At 61.7% G+C, this 23,115-nt stretch carries 19 protein-coding genes and 1 pseudogene; 10 read left to right on the top strand and 10 right to left on the bottom strand.

Translation table 11 applies throughout. The features are described from left to right. Positions 1-7 precede the first annotated feature (7 nt). From ACFZPT_RS17170 to ACFZPT_RS17140, 7 genes are all read left to right on the top strand, one after another. Positions 8-1,579 (top strand): ABC transporter ATP-binding protein, encoded by a 1,572-nt coding sequence (locus ACFZPT_RS17170; RefSeq protein ID WP_034113957.1) that lies wholly within the window; start codon positions 8-10, stop codon positions 1,577-1,579. A gap of 43 nt (positions 1,580-1,622) precedes the next feature. After that, positions 1,623-3,023, top strand: a complete 1,401-nt coding sequence (locus ACFZPT_RS17165) for a sigma-54-dependent Fis family transcriptional regulator (RefSeq protein WP_034114320.1) — start codon at positions 1,623-1,625, stop codon at positions 3,021-3,023. Between the two features lie 284 nt (positions 3,024-3,307). Continuing rightward, the gene (locus ACFZPT_RS17160) at positions 3,308-4,699 is read left to right on the top strand and encodes a GntP family permease (protein WP_034113959.1); all 1,392 of its coding nucleotides are present in this window, start codon (positions 3,308-3,310) and stop codon (positions 4,697-4,699) included. A gap of 7 nt (positions 4,700-4,706) precedes the next feature. Then, positions 4,707-5,480, top strand: a complete 774-nt coding sequence (locus ACFZPT_RS17155) for a 3-hydroxybutyrate dehydrogenase (protein WP_034113961.1) — start codon at positions 4,707-4,709, stop codon at positions 5,478-5,480. 60 nt (positions 5,481-5,540) lie between these two features. Next, complete coding sequence (locus ACFZPT_RS17150) at positions 5,541-7,493, top strand: acetoacetate--CoA ligase (protein WP_034113962.1); 1,953 nt, start codon at positions 5,541-5,543, stop codon at positions 7,491-7,493. A 142-nt stretch (positions 7,494-7,635) separates the two neighbouring features. Then, a complete protein-coding gene (locus tag ACFZPT_RS17145) occupies positions 7,636-10,185 on the top strand; it encodes a PAS domain-containing sensor histidine kinase (protein WP_034113964.1) in 2,550 nt (849 codons plus the stop codon). A gap of 31 nt (positions 10,186-10,216) precedes the next feature. Continuing rightward, positions 10,217-10,492, top strand: a complete 276-nt coding sequence (locus ACFZPT_RS17140; protein ID WP_034098324.1) for a peptidylprolyl isomerase — start codon at positions 10,217-10,219, stop codon at positions 10,490-10,492. 108 nt (positions 10,493-10,600) lie between these two features. On the opposite strand, the gene ACFZPT_RS17135 is transcribed toward ACFZPT_RS17140, so the two are convergent. The 8 genes from ACFZPT_RS17135 to ACFZPT_RS17100 all read right to left on the bottom strand — a co-directional run bounded on the left by ACFZPT_RS17135 (position 10,601) and on the right by ACFZPT_RS17100 (position 17,075). Then, positions 10,601-11,509, bottom strand: a complete 909-nt coding sequence (locus ACFZPT_RS17135; RefSeq protein WP_034113966.1) for a sugar kinase — start codon at positions 11,507-11,509, stop codon at positions 10,601-10,603. A gap of 85 nt (positions 11,510-11,594) precedes the next feature. Continuing rightward, positions 11,595-12,803 (bottom strand): amino acid deaminase, encoded by a 1,209-nt coding sequence (locus ACFZPT_RS17130; protein WP_034113968.1) that lies wholly within the window; start codon positions 12,801-12,803, stop codon positions 11,595-11,597. 9 nt (positions 12,804-12,812) lie between these two features. Next, positions 12,813-13,577, bottom strand: coding sequence for an IclR family transcriptional regulator (locus tag ACFZPT_RS17125; RefSeq protein ID WP_034098328.1), 765 nt, complete (start codon positions 13,575-13,577; stop codon positions 12,813-12,815). Between the two features lie 74 nt (positions 13,578-13,651). Beyond that, entirely contained in the window at positions 13,652-14,041 is a 390-nt protein-coding gene (locus ACFZPT_RS17120) for a RidA family protein (RefSeq protein WP_034113970.1), read from the bottom strand. 16 nt (positions 14,042-14,057) lie between these two features. Continuing rightward, a complete protein-coding gene (locus ACFZPT_RS17115; RefSeq protein WP_034098330.1) occupies positions 14,058-14,840 on the bottom strand; it encodes an amino acid ABC transporter ATP-binding protein in 783 nt (260 codons plus the stop codon). After that, the gene (locus ACFZPT_RS17110) at positions 14,837-15,499 is read right to left on the bottom strand and encodes an amino acid ABC transporter permease (protein ID WP_034098332.1); all 663 of its coding nucleotides are present in this window, start codon (positions 15,497-15,499) and stop codon (positions 14,837-14,839) included. The genes ACFZPT_RS17115 and ACFZPT_RS17110 overlap by 4 nt, the downstream gene beginning before the upstream one ends. Before the next feature lie 12 nt (positions 15,500-15,511). Next, on the bottom strand, positions 15,512-16,174 hold the full coding sequence (locus ACFZPT_RS17105; RefSeq protein ID WP_034098333.1) for an amino acid ABC transporter permease: 663 nt from the start codon (positions 16,172-16,174) through the stop codon (positions 15,512-15,514). A 52-nt stretch (positions 16,175-16,226) separates the two neighbouring features. Beyond that, positions 16,227-17,075 carry a transporter substrate-binding domain-containing protein gene (locus ACFZPT_RS17100; protein WP_034113972.1) on the bottom strand — a complete coding sequence of 283 codons (849 nt, stop codon included), beginning with the start codon at positions 17,073-17,075 and terminating at the stop codon, positions 16,227-16,229. Positions 17,076-17,379: 304 nt separating this feature from the next. Here ACFZPT_RS17100 and ACFZPT_RS17095 point away from each other — a divergent pair, with 304 nt between their 5' ends. Continuing rightward, on the top strand, positions 17,380-17,628 hold the full coding sequence (locus ACFZPT_RS17095) for a hypothetical protein (RefSeq protein WP_034113974.1): 249 nt from the start codon (positions 17,380-17,382) through the stop codon (positions 17,626-17,628). Positions 17,629-17,703: 75 nt separating this feature from the next. Beyond that, a pseudogene (locus tag ACFZPT_RS17090) lies at positions 17,704-17,973 on the top strand (thioredoxin family protein); the annotation flags it as partial. A 40-nt stretch (positions 17,974-18,013) separates the two neighbouring features. Here ACFZPT_RS17090 and ACFZPT_RS17085 read toward each other — a convergent pair. After that, a complete protein-coding gene (locus tag ACFZPT_RS17085) occupies positions 18,014-19,582 on the bottom strand; it encodes a TerC family protein (RefSeq protein WP_034113976.1) in 1,569 nt (522 codons plus the stop codon). A 584-nt stretch (positions 19,583-20,166) separates the two neighbouring features. Further along, complete coding sequence (sohB, locus tag ACFZPT_RS17080; protein ID WP_034098338.1) at positions 20,167-21,192, bottom strand: protease SohB; 1,026 nt, start codon at positions 21,190-21,192, stop codon at positions 20,167-20,169. A 212-nt stretch (positions 21,193-21,404) separates the two neighbouring features. Between sohB and ACFZPT_RS17075 the strand changes: the two genes are divergently transcribed. Further along, positions 21,405-23,102: a ShlB/FhaC/HecB family hemolysin secretion/activation protein gene (locus tag ACFZPT_RS17075; protein ID WP_379555532.1), complete on the top strand. Its 1,698-nt coding sequence runs from the start codon at positions 21,405-21,407 to the stop codon at positions 23,100-23,102. Positions 23,103-23,115 lie beyond the last annotated feature (13 nt).

Below are 23,115 nucleotides of genomic sequence, written 5' to 3'. Positions count from 1 at the left end.
ATTGCAAATGAACCTGATCGAGATCCGCGACCTGTGCGTCGCCTTCAACGGCCAGACCGTGGTACACAACTTGAGCCTGGATGTGCGCCCCGGCGAATGCCTGGCACTGGTGGGTGAGTCGGGCTCGGGTAAGTCGGTGACCGCCCATTCGATCCTGCAACTGTTGCCCGAAGCCGGCACTGCCACCACCGGCTCCGTGAAGTATCGCGGCAAAGAGCTGGTGGGCGCCCCGGCGGCGACCTTGCAGAAGCTGCGCGGCAACCGTATCGCCATGATCTTCCAGGAGCCGATGACCTCCCTCAACCCGCTGCACAGCATCGAAAAGCAGATCGGTGAAACCCTGTTGCTGCACAAAGGCCTGGGCGGCAAAGCGGCGCAGGCGCGCATTCTGGAACTGCTTGACATGGTCGGCATCCAGAAACCGAGGGAACGCCTCAAGGCCTATCCCCACCAATTGTCCGGCGGCCAACGCCAACGGGTGATGATCGCCATGGCCTTGGCGTGCGAGCCGGAACTCTTGATCGCGGACGAACCTACCACCGCGCTGGATGTGACCGTGCAGCGCAAGATCCTGCTGCTGCTCAAATCCTTGCAACAACGCTTGGGCATGTCGCTGCTGCTGATCAGCCATGACCTCAACCTGGTGCGCAGCATCGCCCAGCGGGTGTGCGTGATGCATGCCGGCGAGATCGTCGAGCAGGCCGAATGCCAGGCTCTGTTCAGCGCGCCGCAGCATCCTTACAGCCGCCTGCTGCTGGATGCCGAACCGGCGAGCGATGCACTGTGCAGCGAGGAACGCGAGACGGTGTTGCAAGTGGAGGACCTGAGCGTGCAGTTCCGTCTCGGTGGTGGGCTATTTCAACGCAAGACCTACCTGCACGCCGTGGACGGTATCAGCCTCAGCGTGCAACGTGGCAAGACCCTCGGCATCGTTGGTGAATCCGGCTCCGGCAAGTCCACCCTCGGCCAGGCGATCCTGCGCCTGCTGGACTCCCACGGCAGCATCCGTTTCCAGGGCCAGGTCCTCGACACCCTCAACCATCACCAGATGCGCCCATGGCGCAAGCAGATGCAGGTGGTGTTCCAGGATCCTTATGGCAGCCTCAGCCCGCGCATGTCGGTGCAGCAGATCATCAGCGAGGGCCTGGAAGTGCACGCCCCGTGCAGCCTGGCCGAGCGCGAAGCGCAGGTGATCCAGGTGCTCAAGGACGTGGGCCTGGACCCCGCCAGTCGGCATCGTTACCCCCACGAGTTTTCCGGCGGCCAGCGCCAGCGCATCGCCATCGCCCGCGCGCTGGTGCTCAAGCCGGCGCTGATGCTGCTGGACGAACCCACCTCCGCCCTTGACCGCACCGTACAAAAGCAAGTGGTGGCGCTGCTGCGTGAACTACAGGAAAAATACGGCCTGACGTACCTGTTTATCAGCCATGACCTGGCCGTGGTGCGGGCCATGGCCCACGACATGATCGTGATCAAGGAGGGCAAAGTGGTGGAGCGCGGCGCCAGCCACGACGTGTTCGAATCACCGCAACACCCCTACACCAAGGAACTGATGGCAGCGGCGCATATTCCGCTGTAGGACGTTATGGAACTTCACTCACCCTTTTGCTGGCGGCATGGGCATGAACCTCACCGATAACCTCACCGATTACCAACAGGTGCGCGGCCTGGCCATCCAGTCGCTGTTCGAAATCATCGAGCAGTCCAGCGAAGGCACGGTGATCGTCGACCGCGACGCCAATATCGTGTGGATGAACGAGCGCTACGCCAAGCGCTTCGGTCTGAACAGCGCGGATGAGGCCATCGGCCAACCCTGCGAGCGGGTGATTTCCAACAGCCTGCTGCGCCAGGTGGTGCGCACCGACCGGCCGATCCTGCTGGATATCCAGGACACCCCCAAAGGCCCGCTGGTGGTGATGCGCCTGCCGATTCACAACGATGCCGGGGCGGTGATCGGTGCCATCGGCTTCGCGCTGTTCGATGAGCTGCGCAACCTGTCGCCATTGATCGAGCGCTACATGAGCATGCAGCAGGAACTGGCCTCCACCCGCTCGTTGCTGCGCTCACGCCAGAGCAAGTACACCTTCGCGCACTTTATCGGTACCAGCGCCGCGAGCCTGGAAGTCAAACGCCGGGCGCGGCGCAGCGCCAAGACTGAGTCGCCGGTGTTGCTACTGGGGGAAACCGGCACCGGCAAGGAGTTGCTGGCCCAGGCCATTCATGGCGCCTCGTCACGGGCACACAAGGCATTTGTGAGCATCAATAGCGCGGCGATCCCCCACGATTTGCTCGAAGCCGAGTTCTTCGGCACTGCGCCCGGCGCGTTTACCGGCGCCGACCGCAAGGGCCGCCCCGGCAAGTTCCAGATCGCCCAGGGCGGCACGCTGTTTCTCGACGAAATCGGCGACATGCCCCTGCCGCTGCAAAGCAAACTGCTAAGGGTGTTGCAGGAAAAGGAGTTCGAACCGGTCGGCTCCAACGAGATGCTACACAGCGACGTACGGGTGATTGCGGCCACGTCGATGGACCTTGAGGCGGCGATCAAACGTGGCGAGTTTCGCGCGGACCTGTATTACCGCCTGAATGTGCTGCCGATCCAGGTCCCGCCCCTGCGCGAACGCTTGGAAGATATTCCGGCGCTCAGCGAGGCGATCCTCGAAGAACTGCGCAGCCATCACGAACTGGACCGCGAAGCCCTGGACTTATTGGCCCAGCATGCCTGGCCGGGGAATATCCGTGAGTTGCGCAACGTATTGGAGCGCGCGGCGCTGTTAAGTGATGACTTGATATTGAACGCCCAGGAAGTCCGTGCGGCCATTGGCACCTTCAGCCCGGTGGCACGTAGCACTGCCGTGGCGGCGGAGGAAGGTGAAAGCTACAACACGGCGCGGGAGCGGTTTGACCGGCAGGTGATTGTGGCGGCGCTCAAGGCCTGTGATGGGAGTGTAGTCGAGGCGGCTAAGCGGTTGGAGTTGGGGCGGTCGACGTTGTACAAGAAAATGGTCGCGCTAAGCATCACCTGATCTCCAATCAGAGACTTAACTCTCAATAAATAGACGACCACTGTGGGAGGGGGCTTGCCCCCGATGACAGTGGGCCAGTCAGCACATCTGATACTGATACACCGCTATCGGGGGCAAGCCCCCTCCCACATTCGGCCCGGGATTGTCTCTAGATTGAGACACAAGCAGAATCCACTTGAAAAATATTCATATATTTCAACAAATTAAGTAATTGGCACGCATCTCGCTATAGCCCTTCCCCACCGCGTCACCACAAAAATAACAATCCTATCTGGAGACACACCATGAGTGTGATCATTGCCCTGGCAGCCCTCGCGCTGCTGATGCTGGCTGCCTACCGTGGCTATAGCGTTATCTTGTTCGCCCCCATCGCCGCGCTAGGAGCGGTGCTGCTGACCGACCCCTCCGCCGTCGCCCCTGCCTTTACCGGGGTGTTCATGGAAAAAATGGTCGGCTTTATCAAACTGTATTTCCCGGTGTTCCTGCTCGGTGCGGTGTTCGGCAAGCTGATCGAACTGTCGGGGTTTTCCCGTTCGATCGTGGCCGCGGCGATCCGTTTGCTCGGCACGCGCCAGGCGATGCTGGTGATCGTGCTGGTCTGCGCCCTGCTCACCTACGGCGGCGTCTCGCTGTTTGTGGTGGTGTTCGCGGTGTACCCGTTTGCGGCGGAGATGTTCCGCCAGAGCAATATCCCCAAGCGCCTGATCCCGGCGACCATCGCCCTCGGCGCGTTTTCGTTCACCATGGACGCCCTGCCCGGCACGCCGCAGATCCAGAACATCATCCCCAGCACCTTTTTCAACACCACCGCCTGGGCGGCGCCGTGGCTGGGGCTGATCGGCACGATTTTCGTATTCTGCGCCGGCATGCTTTACCTGGCGCGCCAGCGCAACAAGGCCCAGCGCGCCGGTGAAGGCTACGGCACCGAACTGCGCAACGAGCCGGAAACCGCCGAGAACCTGACGTTGCCCAACCCGTGGATCGCGCTGTCGCCGCTGATCCTGGTGGGGGTGATGAACCTGTTGTTCACCCACTGGATCCCGCAGTGGTACGGCAAGACCCACAGCCTTAGCCTGCCGGGCATGAGCGCGCCGGTGACCACCGAGATCGCCAAGCTCACGGCGATCTGGGCGGTGCAGGCGGCGTTGTTGGTGGGGATTATCGTGGTGCTGGTGTTCGGCTTCTCGGCGATCAAGAGCAAACTCGCCGAAGGTAGCAAAAGCGCAGTCAGCGGTGCATTGCTGGCGGCGATGAACACCGCGTCGGAATACGGCTTCGGTGCGGTCATCGCTTCGTTGCCGGGCTTTCTGGTGCTGGCGGACTGGCTTAAGGGCATCCCCAACCCGTTGGTCAACGAGGCGATCACAGTGACGTTGCTGGCCGGTATCACCGGTTCCGCCTCGGGCGGCATGAGCATCGCCCTGGCGGCAATGTCCGAGAGTTTTATCGCGGCGGCCCACGCGGCCAATATCCCCCTTGAAGTGCTGCACCGGGTCGCGGCCATGGCCAGCGGCGGCATGGACACCCTGCCCCACAACGGCGCGGTGATCACCCTGCTGGCGGTCACCGGCCTGACCCACCGCGAAGCCTACAAGGACATTTTCGGCATCACGATGATCAAGACCCTTGCGGTGTTCGTGGTGATCGGTACTTTCTATGCCACTGGCATTGTGTGAGGTGAACATGACGACATTGAACGGCAAGACCGCCCTGGTCACCGGTTCCACCAGCGGCATCGGCCTGGGCATTGCACTGAGCCTGGCCAAGGCCGGCGCCAACCTGATCCTCAACGGCTTCGGCGACGCCAGTGCGGTAATCGCCCAAGTGCAAGCCTATGGCGGACAGGTCGGCCACCATCCGGCGGACGTCAGCGACCCGGCGCAGATCGCCGACATGTTTGCCTATGCCGAGCGTGAGTTCGGCGGTGTGGACATACTGGTGAACAACGCCGGCATCCAGCATGTGGCGGCGGTGGAAGACTTCCCGGCCGAGCGCTGGGACGCCATCATCGCGATCAACCTGTCGTCGGTATTCCACAGCACGCGCTTGGGTCTGCCGGGCATGAAGGCCAAGGGTTGGGGGCGTATCGTCAATATCGCTTCGGTGCATGGCCAGGTCGGTTCGGTGGGCAAGGCAGCTTATGTGGCGGCCAAGCATGGCGTGATCGGCCTGACCAAAGTGGTGGGCCTGGAGACCGCCACCAGCAACGTGACCTGCAACGCGATCTGCCCCGGCTGGGTGCTGACGCCGCTGGTGCAGAAACAGATCGACGATCGCATCGCCCAAGGCGTGGACCCGCAGCAGGCGCAACACGATCTGCTGGCGGAGAAACAACCGTCGCTGGAATTCGTGACCCCGTCGCAACTGGGCGAGCTGGTGCTGTTCTTATGCAGCGAGGCCGGCGCCCAGGTGCGTGGCGCGGCGTGGAATATCGATGGTGGCTGGCTGGCCCAATAGATCAAACACAGCGAAATGCTGTCGTTTGCAAGACGTGCATAAGAACAAGAGACCCTGCTGATGTCCGAGATCCTCTGGCAACCCTCCCCGGACCGCATCCGTACGACGCTCATGGACCAGTTCCGGCGCTTTATCAATGATCGCCACGCCGTGCAGCTTAGCGACTACCCGGCCCTGCACCAGTGGAGCATCGACCAGCGCGCCGAGTTCTGGCAGGCCATCGTGGCGTTCTTCGATGTGCAGTTTCGCAGCTCGCCCAGCGCCGTACTGATCGAAGGGGATGTTATGCCCAGCGCTCAGTGGTTCCCCGGCGCGACCCTGAACTTTGCCGAGCATTTGCTGCGTCGCCGCGACCATCACCCGGCCGTGATCGCCATCGGCGAAGACGGCCAGCGCGAACAACTGACCTACGCCGAACTCGCCGCTCATGTCGCCGGCCTGCAAAACAGCCTGCGAGCGGCGGGCGTTGGTCTGGGTGACCGGGTCGCGGCGTGCATGCCCAACACCTGGCAGACCCTGGTGGGTATGCTCGCCACTACCAGCCTTGGCGCGATCTGGTCGTGCTCCTCGCCGGATTTCGGCACCCAAGGCGTGATCGACCGCTTCGGCCAGATCGAACCCAAGGTGCTGATCACCTGCGCCGGTTATCGGTATGCCGGCAAAATCATCGATCAAAGCGCCAAGCTCAATGAAATCCTCGAACGCCTGCCGTCCCTGGAACAGTTGATCGTGGTGCCCTACGCACGGCCCGAGGCACGGGTCGAGGACTATCGCACCCAGGCCCGCGTCACCCTGTGGCAGGACGCCTACCAACCCGACGGCGAACCGGCGTTTGTCGCGGTGCCGTTCGATCATCCGCTGTACATCCTGTATTCCAGCGGCACCACCGGAGTGCCCAAGTGCATCATCCATGGCACCGGCGGTGTGTTGCTCACCCATCTGAAGGAACATGGTCTGCATGCCGACCTGTCCCGCGACGATTGCCTGTTCTACTACACCACCTGCGGCTGGATGATGTGGAACTGGCTGGTCTCGGTGCTGGCCCTGGGCGCCACGGCGGTGCTGTATGACGGCTCGCCGTTTCATCCGGGGCCCGAGCGCTTGATCGACCTGATCGATGCCGAACGTATCAGCGTGTTCGGCACCAGCCCCAAGTTCCTCGCCACCCTGGAAAAGGCCGGGCTGCAACCGCGTCTGAGCCATGACCTGAGCAGCCTCAAGGGCTTGATCTCCACCGGCTCGCCGTTGTCGCCCCAGAGCTACGACTACGTCTACCGCGAGATCAAGGCCGAGCTGTGCCTGTCGTCGATGTCCGGCGGCACCGATATCGTCTCCTGTTTTGTGATCGGCAACCCGGTGCTGCCGGTGCGCCGTGGCGAAATGCAATGCAAGAGCCTGGCGATGGCCATCGAAGTGTGGGACGAGAAGGCCCAGCCGTTGATCGGCGAAAAAGGGGAACTGGTGTGTACCCGTCACTTCCCGGCCATGCCCATCGGCCTGTGGAACGACCACGACGGGCAGAAACTGCGCGCGTCGTATTTCGCTCAGTTTCCCGGCGTGTGGGCCCAGGGCGACTACGCCGAGGAGCGCGCCAATGGCAGCCTGCTGATCCATGGGCGCTCGGACGCGGTGCTCAACCCCGGCGGCGTGCGCATCGGCACCGCCGAGATCTATCGCCAAGTGGAGAAGGTGCCCCAGGTGCTGGAGAGCCTGGCCATCGGCCAACGCTGGCAGGACGATGTGCGGGTGGTGCTGTTTGTGCGTCTGGACGATGGCGTCGAGCTGGATGACGCGTTGCAACAGCAGATCCGCCAGGTGATCCGCGCCAACACCACGCCACGCCATGTGCCGGCGAAGATCCTCGCCGTCCATGACATTCCGCGCACCATCAGCGGCAAGATCGTCGAACTGGCGGTGCGCAATGTGGTGCACGGCGAACCGGTGAAGAACACCGATGCCCTGGCCAACCCCCAAGCACTGGAGGCTTTTCGCGACCGTCCCGAACTGGCGTGAAGATGAAAGGTTTCAGCCCGGAGCAGCTGATTTGCAAGACAAAACGCCAATGCGTGCTATTTTTCCCGGGTAGTCACCCAGGGCCGACTCACGGGATAATGGGTGTTTTCATCTTTCAAGGCGTTACGCTCAGGGCTTTTTCATGAATGGAACATCCACCGGTAGCGAAGCCGCTGCATTGATCGCGCGGCTGGACTGGGCACACAGCCCGCTCGGTGAGGCCAATGACTGGCCGCAAAGCCTGCGCACAGCGGTCGACATCGTGATCAACTCTCCGATGCCGATGCTCCTGTTGTGGGGCCACCAACTTATTCAGCTGTATAACGATGGCTTCGCCCGACTGGCGGGCAACAAGCACCCCGGCGCCATGGGCCAGCCGGCACACCAGGCTTGGCCGGAACTGGAGAGCTTCACCGCACCGATCTACAACGCCGTGATGGAGGGGCAGGTGCGCACCTTCAGCGAGCAGCGCTTTGTGCTGCAGCGCAACCAGCGCGATACCGAGATCTGGCTGGACCTCACCTACAGCCCCATCCGCGACGAAAGCGGCGAGGTCGCTGGCATTCTGGTCACCGCCATCGAAACCAACGAGCGGCGCAGCAAAGCCCTGGAGCTGCAACAGCGCTCCGAGGCCAGCCTCAAGGCCCAGCACAACAGCGAGGAGCGCCTGCAACTGGCCCTGGCCGCCACCGACGCGGTGGGCACCTGGGATTGGGACATCGGCGAAGACCATTTCATCGCCGACGCCCACTTCGCCTACCTGCACGGTGTCGATCCGGCGGACGCCGGCCTGTTGCCCATCAGCGATTACCTGCAAGGCGTACACCCCGAAGACCGTGGCACGGTGACGCGCAGTATCAAGTATTGCATCACCAACGGTACCGAATACGCCGAGGAATACCGCCTGTTGCAGCCCGATGGCGAGGTGCGCTGGGTGTTCGCCCGCGGCCGCTGCTACAAGGATCAACAGGGCCGTCCGGCGCGCTTCCTTGGCGCGGCGCTGGACCTGACCGAACGCAAGCACACCGAACAGGCCCTGCGCCAGAGCCAGACCGAATTGCAGCTGATCATCAACGCCATGCCGGTGCTGATCGGTTATGTGGACCACGACGAGCGCTTTCGCCTGAACAACAGCGCGTATCTGGAGTGGTACGGCAAGACGCCCGAGGAACTGTACGGAAAAACCATCCGCGAAGTGCTCGGCGAGGAGGTGTACGCCGGGCGCGCGGACAAAATCGCCGCCGCGCTTAAGGGCAAGGCTTGTAGCTTCCTCACCGTCACGCCGCACCGCGATGGGCGGCCGCGGCACGCACTGATGAAGTACCTGCCACGCTTCAGCAACGACGGTTCGGTCAATGGTTTCTACATCTTTGTGATCGACGAGACCGAACGCAAACTCACCGAGGAGGCCTTGCGCCACCTCAACGAAAACCTCGAAGAACGGGTGGCCCAGCGCACCCAGGCCCTGGCCGAGGCCAACCAGCGCCTGCAAAACGAAATGTACGAACGTGAACGTGCCGAAGACGCCCTGCGCCATGCGCAAAAAATGGAAGCGGTGGGCCAGCTCACCGGTGGCATCGCCCACGACTTCAACAATATGCTCACCGGCATTATCGGCAGCCTGGACCTGATGCAGCGCTATATCGCCGCCGGGCGCAGCGATGAAATCGGCCGTTTTACCGACGCCGCCGTGGCCTCCGCCCATCGCGCCGCCGCCCTCACCCACCGGCTGCTGGCGTTCTCGCGCCGCCAGTCGCTGGACCGCCGCCCGCTGAACCCGAACCAATTGGTGGCATCCCTGGAAGACCTGTTTCGCCGTACCAAGGGCGCGCACATCACCCTCAAAGTGAAGCTGGGCCAGGACATCTGGCCGGTCAACACTGACGCCAGCCAGTTGGAAAACGCCCTGCTCAACCTGGTGATCAATGCCCGCGATGCCATGCCCGATGGCGGCGAGCTACTGATCGAAACCGCCAACAGCTACCTGGACGGCACCGACATCACCACCCTCGAACCGGTCAAGGCCGGCGATTACGTGATGCTCGGGGTGTGCGACAACGGCACCGGCATGGCGCCGAAAATACTCGCCAAGGCGTTCGACCCGTTCTTCACCACCAAACCCATCGGCCAGGGCACCGGCCTGGGGCTGTCGATGATCTACGGTTTTGCCCAACAGTCCGGCGGCCATGTGACCATCCAGAGTGCCCCGGGCCAGGGCACCTGTGTGCGCCTCTACCTGCCGCGCCTGCACGGCACGTCACTGGAAAGCAGCCTGCCGGCCAGCCTCGGTGAAGCGCCGGTGGCTTTGGCGGGCGAAGCGGTGGTGGTGGTCGAGGATGACCTGGCGGTGCGCATGCTGGTGGTGAACCTGCTCGACGAATTGGGCTACACCGCGCACCAGGCGGCGGACGCCCGTACCGCCTTGCCGTTGCTGGAATCGGACCTGCGTGTGGACCTGCTGGTGACCGACGTCGGCCTGCCGGGCATGAACGGCCGGCAACTGGCGGAAATCGCCCGCCAGCACCGTCCGGGCCTCAAGGTGCTGTTTATGACCGGCTACGCCGAAACGGCTGCCGAGCGCCAAGGGTTTCTGGAGGATGGCATGGACATGGTGGCCAAGCCGTTTTCCATCGACCTGCTGGCCACCAAAATCCGCGGCATGATCGGCGTCGACGAAGGACTTCAGGCATAATCGCGCGCCGTCGCACACCTGGTAGAGATCAATGAAAGCCCAAGCCCGTCATATCCTGGTGAAAACCAGCGAAGAAGCCGAACAACTCAAGCAGCGCATTGCCAAGGGCGAAGCCTTTGATGTGCTGGCCAAGAAGTACTCCACCTGCCCGTCGGGCAAACGTGGCGGTGATTTGGGTGAGATCCGGCCGGGGCAGATGGTGGGGGCGATCGACGCAGTGATTTTCAAGAAGCCGCTGCGGGTGGTGCATGGGCCGATCAAGAGCAAGTTCGGGTATCACTTGGTGCAGGTGTTTTATCGCGATTGAGGGATGCCTTTAGGGTCCCATCGGGGGCAAGCCCTCTCCCGCATATATCTGGAGCAATGCAATCGACTGTGGGAGGGGGCTTGCCCCCGATCCGCCGAAGGCGCCCATTCACCCCTGGGGAATCAATGCCCCCGGCACCTGAATCACCCGACTGGCCAGACGATGTCCAGCCAATGCCGCCGCCTCGGGTGAACCACCCTGGAGCCGGCTGGCCAGATATGCCGCGCTGAACGAGTCCCCCGCCGCCGTGGTATCCACCACCTTACCGACCTTTAACGCCGGTACAGAAAACCGCCCGCCGTTGCAGCGGATCAGGCACGCATCTGCGCCACGCTTGAGCACCACCTCGGCGATGGCTGGATAGGCCGCGAACACCTGCTCGGCGTCCTCATAACCAAACAATGCGCGCTCGTCATCTTCGGTGAGCAAGGCGATATCCACTTCGGCCAGCACCGCGTGATACGCCACGCGGGCCGCTTCCACGCTGGGCCACAGGCGCGGGCGATAGTTGTTGTCGAACACCACCCGGCCACCACGGCGGCGGGTTTCGATCAGGGCTTGCAGCAGGCGCCCGCGGCCGATCTCACCGAGCACAGCCAGGGTGATGCCGCTGAAATACACCACGTCGTAGCCCGGCAGCGCCGCCAGAACGGGCTCGGCGGCGGGCGTAGTGAAGCAGTCACGCACGGCGGCTTCGTTGCGCCAATACAGAAATTTGCGCTCGCCTCGGGCGTCGGTCTGGATGCAATACAAGCCCGGCAAACGCCCCGGCAAGCGTTGCACCAGGCCCAGGCCGAGACCTTCGTCGGCCCATTGCTGGCACATCGCATCGCTGAAGCTGTCATCGCCCAGGGCGGTGACGTAGTCGACGCTGCCACCAGCGCCCAGCTCACGGCGCAGGTACACCGCGGTGTTCAGGGTATCGCCGCCGAAGCTCTGGTGCAGGCTGCCGTCGGCGCGGTGTTGCAGTTCGATCATGCATTCGCCGATCAGGGCGATGCGAGGGGTTGTGTTCATGCCTGAGTCTCTGGTGTGGCTGAGGGCCCCATCGGGGGCAAGCCCCCTCCCACATTGGAACGCATACGGTGGGGGGCTGCGCGGGTTAGAAGCAGGTGTGCAGGGATTCGATCACTTGCAATTGCTCATCCACCAGGCAGCCGACGTGCCATTTATCGAAGGTCAGGCACGGATGCGAGGTGCCGAAGGAAATGATGTCGCCGATGCGCAGCTCCACGCCCGGCGCCACGGTCATAAAGGCGTGCTGATCCATCACTGCGGTGACGACGCAGGCGCTCACGTCATCGCCTTCAGCCGGCAGGACACCGGCCTTGTAGCGCATGAGCGGCATCGGCAGGCCGGCATCGTAGGCCACGTCACGCTTGCCCAGGGCGATCACCGCAAACCCCGGCTCCGGCAGGGATTGCACGTGGGCCCAGACTTCCAGGGCTGGGCGCAGGCCCTCGTTGAGATCGCTGCGACGGTCGAGCACGCAGCATTGCGCGTCTTTGTAGATGCCGTGGTCGTGGGCCACGTAGCTGCCGGGGCGCAATACGCTGAGAAAACGTCCGGCGGCGTTCTGCGCTTCGAACGACTCGGCAATCAGGTCGTACCAGGCCGACCCCGAGGCGGTGACGATGGGCTTGGCCAGATCGAACGCGCCGCTGTCTTGCAGCTCCATCGCCAGGCGCACCAGGCTCGCGGCGAAATCGCGGATACCGCGGATGGCGTGCTCGCCGTGGATCACCCCTTCGTAACCTTCGATGCCCGTCAGCGCCAGGGCCGGCTGGGCCTTGATCGCCCGGGCCAGGTCGCGCACTTCCTGCTCGCTGCGGCACCCGCAACGGCCGCCGACCACACCGTATTCGATCATCACGTTCAGGCGCAGGCCGCGGGCAGCGAAAAATAACCCGAGGTCGGCGACGTTATCCGGGTGATCGACCATGCAATGAAAATCGAAATCCTGATCGGCCAACAGGTCAGCGATCAGCGCCATATTCGGCGCGCCCACCAACTGGTTGGCCATCAATACGCGGCGCACGCCACCGGCATAAGCAGCACGGGTCTGCACTGCGCTGGCCAGGGTAATGCCCCATGCGCCCTGCTCGATCTGCCGTTTGAACAGCGCCGGCATCATGCTGGTCTTGCCATGGGGCGCCAGCTCGGCGCCGCTGTTGCTGACAAACGTCTGCATCCAGCGAATGTTGTGTTCCAGGGCGTCACGGTGCAGCACCAGGGCCGGCAGGCTGACGTCGCGGACCAAGTGGGCGCCGATGGCGGCAGCGCCTTTTTCGACGGCATTGAGGGCAGGCATAAGGAGTTCCTATTCGTTGATGCGACGGGCCAGGTTGTTGGCGCTGTCGATCAGCACCCGGCGATAGTCGCTGTAGTTGTTGAGGGCGTCGGCCCGGGGCGCGACGATGCACAGGGTCGCGATGCTGACTCCTTGGGCATCCCGCACCGGGGCAGCGAAGCAATGGGTGAAGGTGTCGGCCACGCTGTCGAACGAGAAAAAACCGTCGAGGCTGGCTTGACGAATCTGCGCCAGGAAAGTCTCCAGCGGCAGGCGCTGACCGTCCGGCAGGATGAAATCTTCGGGGTCGATCAGGTCGACAATCTGCTGATCGCTCAAGTGCCCCAGCAGCAGACGCCCGGAGGCGGTCCAGGGGATGGGCGCGTTTTCGCCGATATCCGAGGAGATGCGGAAATGCCGCTCGCCTTCGCGCATCAGCGCCACGGTGTATTTGCGCCCATTGAGCAGGCACATCTGGGCGGTTTCGTGGGTCTGGCTGACGATTTCCTGCAAGGCATGGTCGGCCTCGCGGGTCAGGTCGAAATGGCGCAGGTGCGCCTGACCGAGAAAGTACAGTTGGCGGCCGAGGTAGACGTGGCCGTCCTTGCCCACCGTTTCCAGGATGCGCCGTTCCAATAACGAAGCGACCAGTTCATAGACCGTGGACTTGGGGCTGCCGATGCCGCTGGCTATATCGTTCGGGCGCAGCGGTTGGCCGATTTCCTTGAGAAAATCGAGGATATCGAACGCTCGGTCCAGGCCTTTGGCGCGGCGTTTGATGGTGTCTTCGGTCATGATGGTTTTCGGTCCGGTGGAATGTGGGGGGAGCCACTCCCTCCCACATGGGTTCTGTATGGAAGTCGAAGCATTTAGCCTTTTTTCTTGTAGGCCACGCAATCGATCTCGACCTTGCAATCGACCATCATGTTGGCCTGCACACAGGCCCGCGCCGGGGCGTGTTCCGGGGCGAAGTATTCGCCGAAGACTTTGTTGAAACTCCAGAAGTCCCGCGGGTCTTCCAGCCATACGCCGACCCGTACGACGTCTTTCAATTCATAGCCGGCCTCTTCCAGAATCGCCACCACGTTGCGCAGGGTCTGGTGGGTTTGCTCGACAATGCTGCCGGTGATGATTTCGCCGTCCACTGCCGGCACCTGGCCTGACACGTATAACCAGCCATCCGCCTCCACGGCACGCGCGAAAGGCCGAGGCTGGCCACCGCCGGCAGTGCTGCCGGCTCCGTAACGAGTGATGCTCATAACAATGTGCTCCTGATTAAAAACGAATGTTCTTCAAAAATTCCGCCAGGCGCGGCGATTGCGGACGTTCGAAGATGTCCTTCGACGAACCCTGCTCCTCAATACGCCCCTGGTTCATAAACACGATCTGGTCGGACACTTCATAGGCAAAACGCATTTCATGGGTGACCAGCAACATGGTCATGCCCTCTTCCGCCAGGCCCTTGATCACACTGAGCACTTCGCCCACCAGTTCCGGGTCAAGGGCTGAGGTGACTTCGTCGAACAGCATCAAGCTGGGGTTCATCGCAATCGCACGGGCAATCGCCACACGCTGTTGCTGGCCGCCGGACAACTGGCCGGGAAAGTGATTGCGCCGCTCTAAAAGTCCTACACGCTCCAGCCATTTTTCCGCGAGAGCAACGGCTTGGTCCTTAGGCATTTTCTTAACTTTCAATAAGCCCAAAGTGACGTTCTGCAACGCGGTCAAATGCGGGAACAGGTTGAACTGCTGGAACGCCATGCCGGTCATCGCCCGGTGCTGGGCAATCACGCGCTCCGGGTGACGCACGCGTTTGCCGCCGACGTCGCTGTAGCCGATCGACTCGCCGTCCAGGGTGATCTGGCCGCCCTGGAACTCCTCCAGCAAATTGACACACCGCAGCAGCGTGGTCTTGCCCGAACCGCTGGAGCCGATCAAGGTCACCACATTACCGCGCTGCATCGACAGGTCGACGCCCTTGAGCACTTCTACCTCGCCGTACTGTTTGCGCAGGCCGCGAATATTCAGCAGCGGTTCGGTTGTGTGAGATTGGTTCATGGCAAGGCCACCCGCTTTTCAATGTAGCGCCCGAATAACTCGATGGCGTAGTTGATGACAAAGAACAAAAACCCGGCGAACAGGTAGAACTCCAGGGTCATGAAGGTACGCGCGATCACTTGCTGGGTGCTCAGTAGCAATTCGGCCACGCCGATCACCGACAGCAAGGTCGAGGCTTTGACAATTTCCGTGGAGGAATTGACCCAGGTCGGTAGGATCTGGCGCAACGCCTGAGGTAACAGCACGTAGCCCAGGGACTGTCGGAACGTCAGACCGATCGCCTTGCCCGCTTCCAGTTGCCCACGGGGAATGGCTTGCAGTGCGCCGCGTACGATTTCCGACACATGGGAGCCACAGAACAACGTCAGCCCGACCGCACCGGCCTGGAATGCGCTGATCTGCCAGCCGAGCGCCGGCAGCATGTAGAAGCACGCCAGCACCAGCACGAACACCGGCGTGCCACGGATCAGGTCGACATACAGGCGAAACGGTGCACGCATCCAGAACTTGCCATAGGTCAGGATCAACCCGGCGACGATACCGATCAGCGTGCCGAAAAGAATGGCCAGCGCCGACACATAAACACTGGCCTGAAACCCCGCCCACAGGGTGTCTCGGGCGATCCACAACTCGTGCAGCCAACTGGGAGATTCGTACATGGGGAACCCTCCTTAACGACGGATCGCCAGACGTTGTTCCAGGTAACGGAGCAACAGGGCAATGAGGTAACAGGCGGCCACGTAGAGCGCGGTCGTGACCAGCCAGGTTTCAATCACCCGGTAGCTTTCGACGTTGATCTTGCGGGCGTAATAGGTCAGTTCCGGTACGGCGATCGCGGCGGCCAGGGAGGTGTCCTTGAACAGCGAGATAAAGTTGTTCGACAGCGCCGGCAGCACGTTGCGCAGCATCACGGGCACGGTGATATAGGCGCGGATGCGCCACTCGCCCAGGCCGATGGCCAGGCCGGCTTCGCGCAAGCCCTTGGGAATGTTCAACAGCCCGGCACGGAACACTTCGGTCAGATACGCCCCGGCGTAAAGCGACAAGGTGATGATGAACGAAGGGATTTTGTCCAGACGAATGCCCAGGCTGGGCAAGGCAAAGTAGATCAACAGGATCAACACCAGAATCGGTGTATTACGCACCACCGTCACGTACACCGACGCCAGGATGCGCAAGGCGCGGTGCCTGGACAGCATGGCAAACGCCATCAGCAGGCCGATCACGCAGCCGATGGCGATCGACAGCAATGCCAGTTGCAGACCCAACCCGAGCCCCGCCAGCAAGGTGTCGAAATCGCGCCAGACGGCGGCAAAATTCAACTGATAATTCATGGTCAACGCTACCTGAGAGGGGCGCCAGTGGCGGCGCCCCGGTTTTCACACGTCACTTGAACTCGACAGGGAAGCCAATCGCCGGCTCCGGCAGGTCCACGCCGAACCATTGCTTGAAGGAGGCTTTGTAGGTGGGAAATTCCACACCAGTCATGGCTTCATGCAGTGCCGTGTTGACGAAGTTCAGCCAGTCCTGATCGCCGCGTTTGACCGCGCAAGCATAGGTCTGCGGACTCCAAGCGTAGGCCGGGCTGCGGTAGCGGCCGGGGTTTTGCACCATCAGGTATTTGACCGAGGACTGGTCGGTGGCGGCGGCGTCCGCGCGCCCGGAGTTCACGGCCTGGTACATCAGGTCAACGCTGTCGTATTGATCGACCTTGGCCTTGGGCAGCGCCTGGTGCACCAACTCTTCGGCATACACGTTCTGCAGCACGGCGACGGTAACGCCATCGCCAGCGGCCTGCAGGTCGTCGATTTCCTTGTACTTGCTGTTGTTCGGCAGCAGCAGGCCCACACCCTCGCGGTAGTAAGGCAAGGTAAACGCCACCTGCTGCGCGCGGCTGGCGGTCACGGTGATGAACTGGCAACTCATGTCGACCTTGTCGGTCAGCAGGTTGGGAATCCGCGCGTCGGACGATTGCACCACGAACTCGACCTTGCTCGGATCATTGAACAGACCTTTGGCCACGATGCGACCGATATCAATATCGAACCCTTGCAACTTGCCATCCGCTCCCTGGAAGTGCCACGGCGCATCGGTACTGCCTGTACCCACGATCAGATGCCCACGCTTGAGCACATCATCGAGCTTGCTGCCCGCCGCCTGCGCAACGGTGGCGAGGGAAGCCGATGCGGCGAAGAGAAAAACACACGCTTTGAACACGGAAGGTCGGTGATGCATGACAAGCACTCCAGAGGTTGTGTATTCCGCTATACCGGAACCTAGTATGTAACAACGGAATAGACAGCAGAAAGTGTGCCATAGGCGAAGGCGAAAACATACGCTGAAGGGAAATACCATGCAGATCAGTAACATAGCTCTGCGGCGTTATACGGCGATGAGCCAGCATTTGCGGCATGAGTGCTACCCGGGGCCCCAGTTTGGGTGAGAACGCCTCAATTGAGGGCGATGGTGGGCGTGGAAAAATGGGCCTGGAGGGCTAGGCTGTGAAGGGTGTGGGCCGGCTGAGGTTGAGGGGGTGGTGATGAAGGTCAGCGTTATAGGTCTGGTGTTTTTTGCGTTGGTGGCCGGGAATGCGTTGGGCAGCGAGGATCGTCGCGCGTGCAAGGAGGAGTTGGCCAGACTCAAGGAGTCGTTCGATGCCAATTACACCAGTCAGAACCATCACGATTATCGTCGCGCCAAGGCCTCTCGCGATAACGAGGAATACAGGAAGTGCGCCAACCAGGCACGCAAGGCGCGGGAACGCGCGGAACGGGAGGAGGACCTGTAAAGGTTGACAGTAGACGCAAGGGCGAGCCCGGATTAGCGTTGGGCACAACCAGCACTTTCCAGGAGGATCATCGCCATGGGGTATGCCACTGCAACCATCGCCGATGCCGACGAATACCAACGGCTACTGAGCACGCCACATCCGGTTTTCATGCTGTTTGTGTCCGAGCGTTGCTCGGCTTGCGCGGGTATCGGCCCTCTGTTCGTTGAGACAGCAGCCCAATACCCACAGATTCGCAGCCTGGTACTCGACTGTGCCAACACGCCGAGGCACCCCCTCGTGACGGGGACCCCGACGCTACTGATCTACTCACGCGGAACCATGATGGAAACGCTCAAGTATTTCGGGCCTGAGGACAAGCGGCGAGAGCTATTGCAGGACACGTTCAAACGCTATGCCCCTCACCACGTTGCAAAAACACCTGCGTCACCCGCCGTTCCTCCACCGCCACCACCGTCAAACGCCAACCCTCATGCTCCAGGCAGTCGCCCACCACGGGTAGACGATCGAGCAGGCTCATCACCAGTCCCGCCAAGGTTTGGTAATCCTCGGTAGCGACCGCGTTGAAGCCGATGCGCTGGCGAACCTGGTGGAGGTTCAGCGCGCCATTGGCGCGAAAGCCTGCGCCTTCCTCGACAATATCCGGCCCTTCGATTTCGCTGGCGTCCGGCAGTTCGCCAGCGATGGACTCAAGAATGTCGGTCATGCTCAGCACCCCCATAAAATCACCGAATTCGTTGATCACAAAGGCGATATGGGTCGACTCCTGGCGCATCTGTTCCAGCGCATTGAGGATCGAAAAACTGTCCAACAGGTTGATCGCCCGGCGTGCCAAGTGCTCCAGGTTCGGCTCGTTACCGGCCAGGTATTCCTTGAGCAATTCCTTTTTGTGTACGAAGCCTAATGGCTCATCAACGGCACCGTTGCGGATCAACGGCAGCCGCGAGTAGGACGAATGCATCAGTTTCAGGCGAATCGTATCGAGATCGTCCGACAGGTCGATAAAGTCGACTTTGGCCCTCGGCGTCATCAAGCTGCGGATCGGTCGCTCGGCCAGTTGCAGCACGCCGCTGATCATCACCCGCTCACGGCGGTCAAACAGCGGGCCTTGCGCTGCATCGGGCTCGCCCAGCAGATCGGCCACGTCCTCACCCACCTCTTCCACCGCCAGGCTGCGTCCGCCCAACAGGCGCATGACCGCATGGGCAGTGCGCTCACGCACCGGCAGCACGCCCTGGGCCGACTTCTTGCGACGGGCACGGGCAATCTGGTTGAACACCTCGATCAAAATCGAGAAACCGATGGCCGCATACAGGTAGCCCTTCGGAATATGGAAGCCCAGGCCTTCGGCGGTCAGGGCAAAGCCGATCATCATCAGGAAGCCCAGACACAGCATGATCACCGTAGGGTGAGCGTTGACGAAGCGAGTCAACGGCTTGCTCGCGACGATCATCAACCCGATGGAAATGATCACCGCGATCATCATCACCGCCAGTTCGTCCACCATGCCCACGGCGGTAATCACCGCGTCCAGGGAGAACACCGCATCGAGCACGACGATCTGCGCCACAATCGGCCAGAACAGTGCGTATGCCGCGGTACCCGAACGTTGCGCCACATGCCCCTCAAGGCGTTCATGCAATTCCATGGTGGCCTTGAACAGCAGGAATACACCGCCGAACAGCATGATCAAGTCACGGCCCGAGAAGCTCTTGTCGAACACCTCGAACAGCGGCTGGGTCAGCGTCACCAGCCAGGAAATACTCGCCAGCAGGCCCAGGCGCATCAGCAAGGCCAGGGACAAACCGATCAACCGCGCTCGGTCGCGCTGCTCCGGCGGCAGCTTGTCCGCCAGGATCGCAATAAACACCAGGTTGTCGATACCCAGTACCAGTTCCAGCACAATCAAGGTCAACAAGCCGAGCCAGGCCGTTGGATCCGCTAACCATTCCATTTATAAAGTCTCTTGGTTGAATTCAGAATGCCGGACATGGCAAAGCGCGGTCGTAGGACCGGCACAAGATCAGCAATCGAAAAACGGGATGTTTCAGCGGGAACGGCAGCAATAAACGTCTTGGGGAAAGACGACTGGGGGGCTCCGAGAGGGTATTCATGCAAGTCCTGCAATGAGAAAAGGACTTAAATCCTACATTCGAAACATGAATTTCCCACAACGCAAAACCATTACAAAATCTGTACCCGAAGCGTAAACCCCGTGAGAGGCGGGCTTACCCCGATGGCCGTTCTTCAAGTTCGCATAGGTTGATTGATACACCGCTATCGGGGCATAGGCATCTACTTGCCCTTCGATGAAAACAAAACCTGAAAAAATGCGGCCTTTGGGGTGAGCAGGCTTGCCCCGCGCTTGGCTGCAAAGCCGCCCCCGGGCCAAGCGCCTCGGTGTGCCAGATAAACCGTATTTTTTGGAGAGGGCTGCTTCGCAGCCCAGCGCAGGGCAAGCCTGCTCACCACGGCGTTTTGCATCAGCCTTTAGATACTTACGGCTATCGGGAGCAAGCCACCGCTCCCACATTGGTGTTACCAGAAGCGCTGCTGAGTCAACCGGCTCCACCACGTCAACAACACGCGGTCCACCGAACCACTGGCCGCCAGGCCAACGCGCTCCTGCAAGCTCTTGCGCTCGGCATAGTGCAGGTGAAATACCTCGGCCGTCTTGGCCTTGGTCGCCAGGTATTCATCGCTGGTCTGCAACTCATCAACCAACTGTTTATCCAGCGCGGCCACACCCAACCACACCTCACCGGTCGCCACTTCGTCGATGGCCAACTGCGGGCGATAACGCGAAACAAAGTTCTTGAAGAGTTGATGGGTGATGTCCAGGTCTTCCTGGAATTTCTCCCGGCCCTTCTCGGTATTTTCGCCAAACACCGTGAGGGTGCGCTTGTACTCGCCGGCGGTGAGCACTTCGAAGTCGATATCGTGCTTTTTCAGCAGGCGGTTGACGTTGGGCAACTGCGCCACCACACCGATGGAACCCAGGATGGCAAAGGGCGCGCTGATGATCTTCTCGCCAATGCACGCCATCATGTAGCCGCCGCTGGCCGCCACCTTATCGATGCACACGGTCAACGGCACGCCGGCCTGGCGGATACGCGCCAGTTGCGACGAGGCCAGGCCATAGCTGTGCACCATGCCGCCGCCGCTTTCCAGGCGCAGCACCACCTCATCCTTGGGCGTGGCCAGGCTGAGCAATGCGGTGATTTCATGGCGCAGACTCTCGGTGGCCGAGGCCTTGATGTCGCCGTCAAAGTCCAGCACGAACACCCGTGGCTTGGCCTCGGCTTTCTGTTTGCCCTTCTTCTTTTCGGCCTTGCCCTCGGATTTTCGCTGGGCCTTTAGCTGATCCTTGTCGAGCAGGGTCGACTCCAGGCGCTCGCGCAGCTCCTTGTAAAAATCGTTGAGTTTGCTGACCTGCAATTGACCGGCGGACTTGCGCCGCCCCTTGCTGCGCAGCGCCGCGAAGCTGATCAGCACCACCAGAATGGCGACTACCAGGGTGACGGTTTTAGCTAGAAAACTTGCGTACTCGGCAAGAAACTCCATAAGACACCTATGAGGCTCGAAAGCCGCAGTCTACGGGGATTGTCGCCACCGTGTCTAACACTGTTAACCCGGCCTATATCCTACAAAAATAGCGACAAAGTCCTACTTGCGTAGTTCGATTCCCACATCATTTTCAGACCCAAAGCCCAGCAAATACAGGAGAAAACGACTTTAAACTCGGCGTTGAACACACCCACACAGGAGCGACGCCGATGCGCCCCCAGCACCTCGATACCCGCGCCTGGCTGCTCATGGCGCTGTGCATTGCATCGAGCGCCAGCCTCCCTGGCGTGGCAGCCTCCGCACAGCTCAACCCGGTCGACCTGCGTGCGCAAGAGTTCGAGCGTCGAACTCGCGAGCAACTGGAACGCGAGCAGCGCCTGCGCCTGCTTGAGCGTGAGGCCACCGTGCAATCGGAGCCCGCCGCCCCGCTCCCGCAGTCGTCCGCCACCGAACCGTGCTGGCAGATACGCGGCCTGCGCCTGACGGGCAATACCCTGCTCGAGCCGGCGCGCCTGCGCACGGTGCTGCAATCCCACCTCAGCGCGTGCATGGGCGCGTCGCCTATCAACCAATTGTTGGCGGCACTGACCGCGCTGTACGTCGAGGCCGGCTATATCACCAGTCGCCCCTACCTGAAACAGCCTCCAGAAGATGGCCAGCGCCTCGACATCGTCATCGAAGAAGGCTACCTCGAAAGCATCGAACTGGCGGATCCGGACCTACCGGTGTCGTTGCGCGGCGCGTTCCCCGACATGCTGGGCCGGCCGCTGCAACTGCGCGAGCTGGAACAGGGCCTCGATCAGTTGAACCGCCTGCGCTCAGTCGATCTGACGGTGGATGTACTCCCCGGCCAGCAACCTGGGGCCTCGCACCTGTTGCTGCGCCCGCGCTCCACTGCGCCGCGCCTGAGCAGCAGCGCGAGCTACAACAACCGTGGCACCGAGGCGACAGGAAGGCACACGGCGCTACTCAATCTGGCGTACGACAGCCCGCTGAGCCTGAATGACTTCATCAGTGTCAGCGCCAGTACCTCCCTGGGCGACAGCCACCGCTACAGTCGTTCCCAGGGTATCTACTACACCTTGCCCTACGGTTTCTGGACCCTGGCCTTGAGCGCCAGCCAGGCCCAATACCGCTATGGCATCGCCCTGCCCAGCCAGACCGTCAGCGCCAACGGCCAGGCCCATCAATACGGCCTCGCCCTCAACCGCCTGCTGTGGCGCGATCAGCACACGTTGCTCAATGGCAACCTGCGCCTGAGCACAAAACGCTCGCAAAGCTACATCGCCGATACCTACCTGGCGATCCAGAGCCCGAGCCTGACGGTGGCCGAGGCCAGTCTCAACCTGTTGAAGCTGGCGGACGGCATCTGGAACGCCAATGTCAGCTATGCCCAGGGCCTCGACGGCTTGGGCGCCGACCGCGACAGCCGGCGTGAATCCCGGGACTTGCCCCGCGCGCAATTTCATAAATACCGCGTCGACATCGATTACACGCGGCACAACCCTACCGCCGACGGTGTGTGGAACAGCCAACTCGCACTGCAATACAGCCCCGACCCACTGCCGAGCCTGGAACAGTTGCTGATCACCGACCATTACGCGGTACGCGGCTTCCGCCTCGCTGCGCTGGCCGCCGCCAACGGCGCGGTGTGGCGCAACACCTTGAGCCTGCGCCGACACCTGCTGGGCCAGTTGCAGATCAGCCCGCGCGTGGGGGTGGACCTGGGCTGGAGCCAGCACCTCAAAGGCGCCGATATCCAGCGTGTAGGCGGGGCCAGCGTTGGCCTGGCCTTGAACCACCGCACCTGGCAAGTGGACGTGGATTACCAGCGCGGGCTGTTCGGCCCCGCGCTACCGATCAAGGAACGAGGTTTCTGGCTGATGGAGTTAAGCCTGCACTTATAACGCCTCCCCCAAT

Origin of the sequence: Pseudomonas sp. MD330_10 (genome assembly GCF_042610415.1) — a bacterium.
In the GTDB taxonomy this organism is placed as follows: domain Bacteria; phylum Pseudomonadota; class Gammaproteobacteria; order Pseudomonadales; family Pseudomonadaceae; genus Aquipseudomonas; species Aquipseudomonas rhodesiae.
This window is presented reverse-complemented; position numbering and strand designations above follow the sequence as displayed.

Coding starts and splice junctions, on each gene's coding strand:
- ACFZPT_RS17170 (WP_034113957.1), top strand. CDS start 8: ATGAACCTGATCGAGATCCGCGACCTGTGCGTCGCCTTCAACGGCCAG.
- ACFZPT_RS17165 (WP_034114320.1), top strand. CDS start 1,623: ATGAACCTCACCGATAACCTCACCGATTACCAACAGGTGCGCGGCCTG.
- ACFZPT_RS17160 (WP_034113959.1), top strand. CDS start 3,308: ATGAGTGTGATCATTGCCCTGGCAGCCCTCGCGCTGCTGATGCTGGCT.
- ACFZPT_RS17155 (WP_034113961.1), top strand. CDS start 4,707: ATGACGACATTGAACGGCAAGACCGCCCTGGTCACCGGTTCCACCAGC.
- ACFZPT_RS17150 (WP_034113962.1), top strand. CDS start 5,541: ATGTCCGAGATCCTCTGGCAACCCTCCCCGGACCGCATCCGTACGACG.
- ACFZPT_RS17145 (WP_034113964.1), top strand. CDS start 7,636: ATGAATGGAACATCCACCGGTAGCGAAGCCGCTGCATTGATCGCGCGG.
- ACFZPT_RS17140 (WP_034098324.1), top strand. CDS start 10,217: ATGAAAGCCCAAGCCCGTCATATCCTGGTGAAAACCAGCGAAGAAGCC.
- ACFZPT_RS17135 (WP_034113966.1), bottom strand. CDS start 11,509: ATGAACACAACCCCTCGCATCGCCCTGATCGGCGAATGCATGATCGAA.
- ACFZPT_RS17130 (WP_034113968.1), bottom strand. CDS start 12,803: ATGCCTGCCCTCAATGCCGTCGAAAAAGGCGCTGCCGCCATCGGCGCC.
- ACFZPT_RS17125 (WP_034098328.1), bottom strand. CDS start 13,577: ATGACCGAAGACACCATCAAACGCCGCGCCAAAGGCCTGGACCGAGCG.
- ACFZPT_RS17120 (WP_034113970.1), bottom strand. CDS start 14,041: ATGAGCATCACTCGTTACGGAGCCGGCAGCACTGCCGGCGGTGGCCAG.
- ACFZPT_RS17115 (WP_034098330.1), bottom strand. CDS start 14,840: ATGAACCAATCTCACACAACCGAACCGCTGCTGAATATTCGCGGCCTG.
- ACFZPT_RS17110 (WP_034098332.1), bottom strand. CDS start 15,499: ATGTACGAATCTCCCAGTTGGCTGCACGAGTTGTGGATCGCCCGAGAC.
- ACFZPT_RS17105 (WP_034098333.1), bottom strand. CDS start 16,174: ATGAATTATCAGTTGAATTTTGCCGCCGTCTGGCGCGATTTCGACACC.
- ACFZPT_RS17100 (WP_034113972.1), bottom strand. CDS start 17,075: ATGCATCACCGACCTTCCGTGTTCAAAGCGTGTGTTTTTCTCTTCGCC.
- ACFZPT_RS17095 (WP_034113974.1), top strand. CDS start 17,380: ATGAAGGTCAGCGTTATAGGTCTGGTGTTTTTTGCGTTGGTGGCCGGG.
- ACFZPT_RS17085 (WP_034113976.1), bottom strand. CDS start 19,582: ATGGAATGGTTAGCGGATCCAACGGCCTGGCTCGGCTTGTTGACCTTG.
- sohB (WP_034098338.1), bottom strand. CDS start 21,192: ATGGAGTTTCTTGCCGAGTACGCAAGTTTTCTAGCTAAAACCGTCACC.
- ACFZPT_RS17075 (WP_379555532.1), top strand. CDS start 21,405: ATGCGCCCCCAGCACCTCGATACCCGCGCCTGGCTGCTCATGGCGCTG.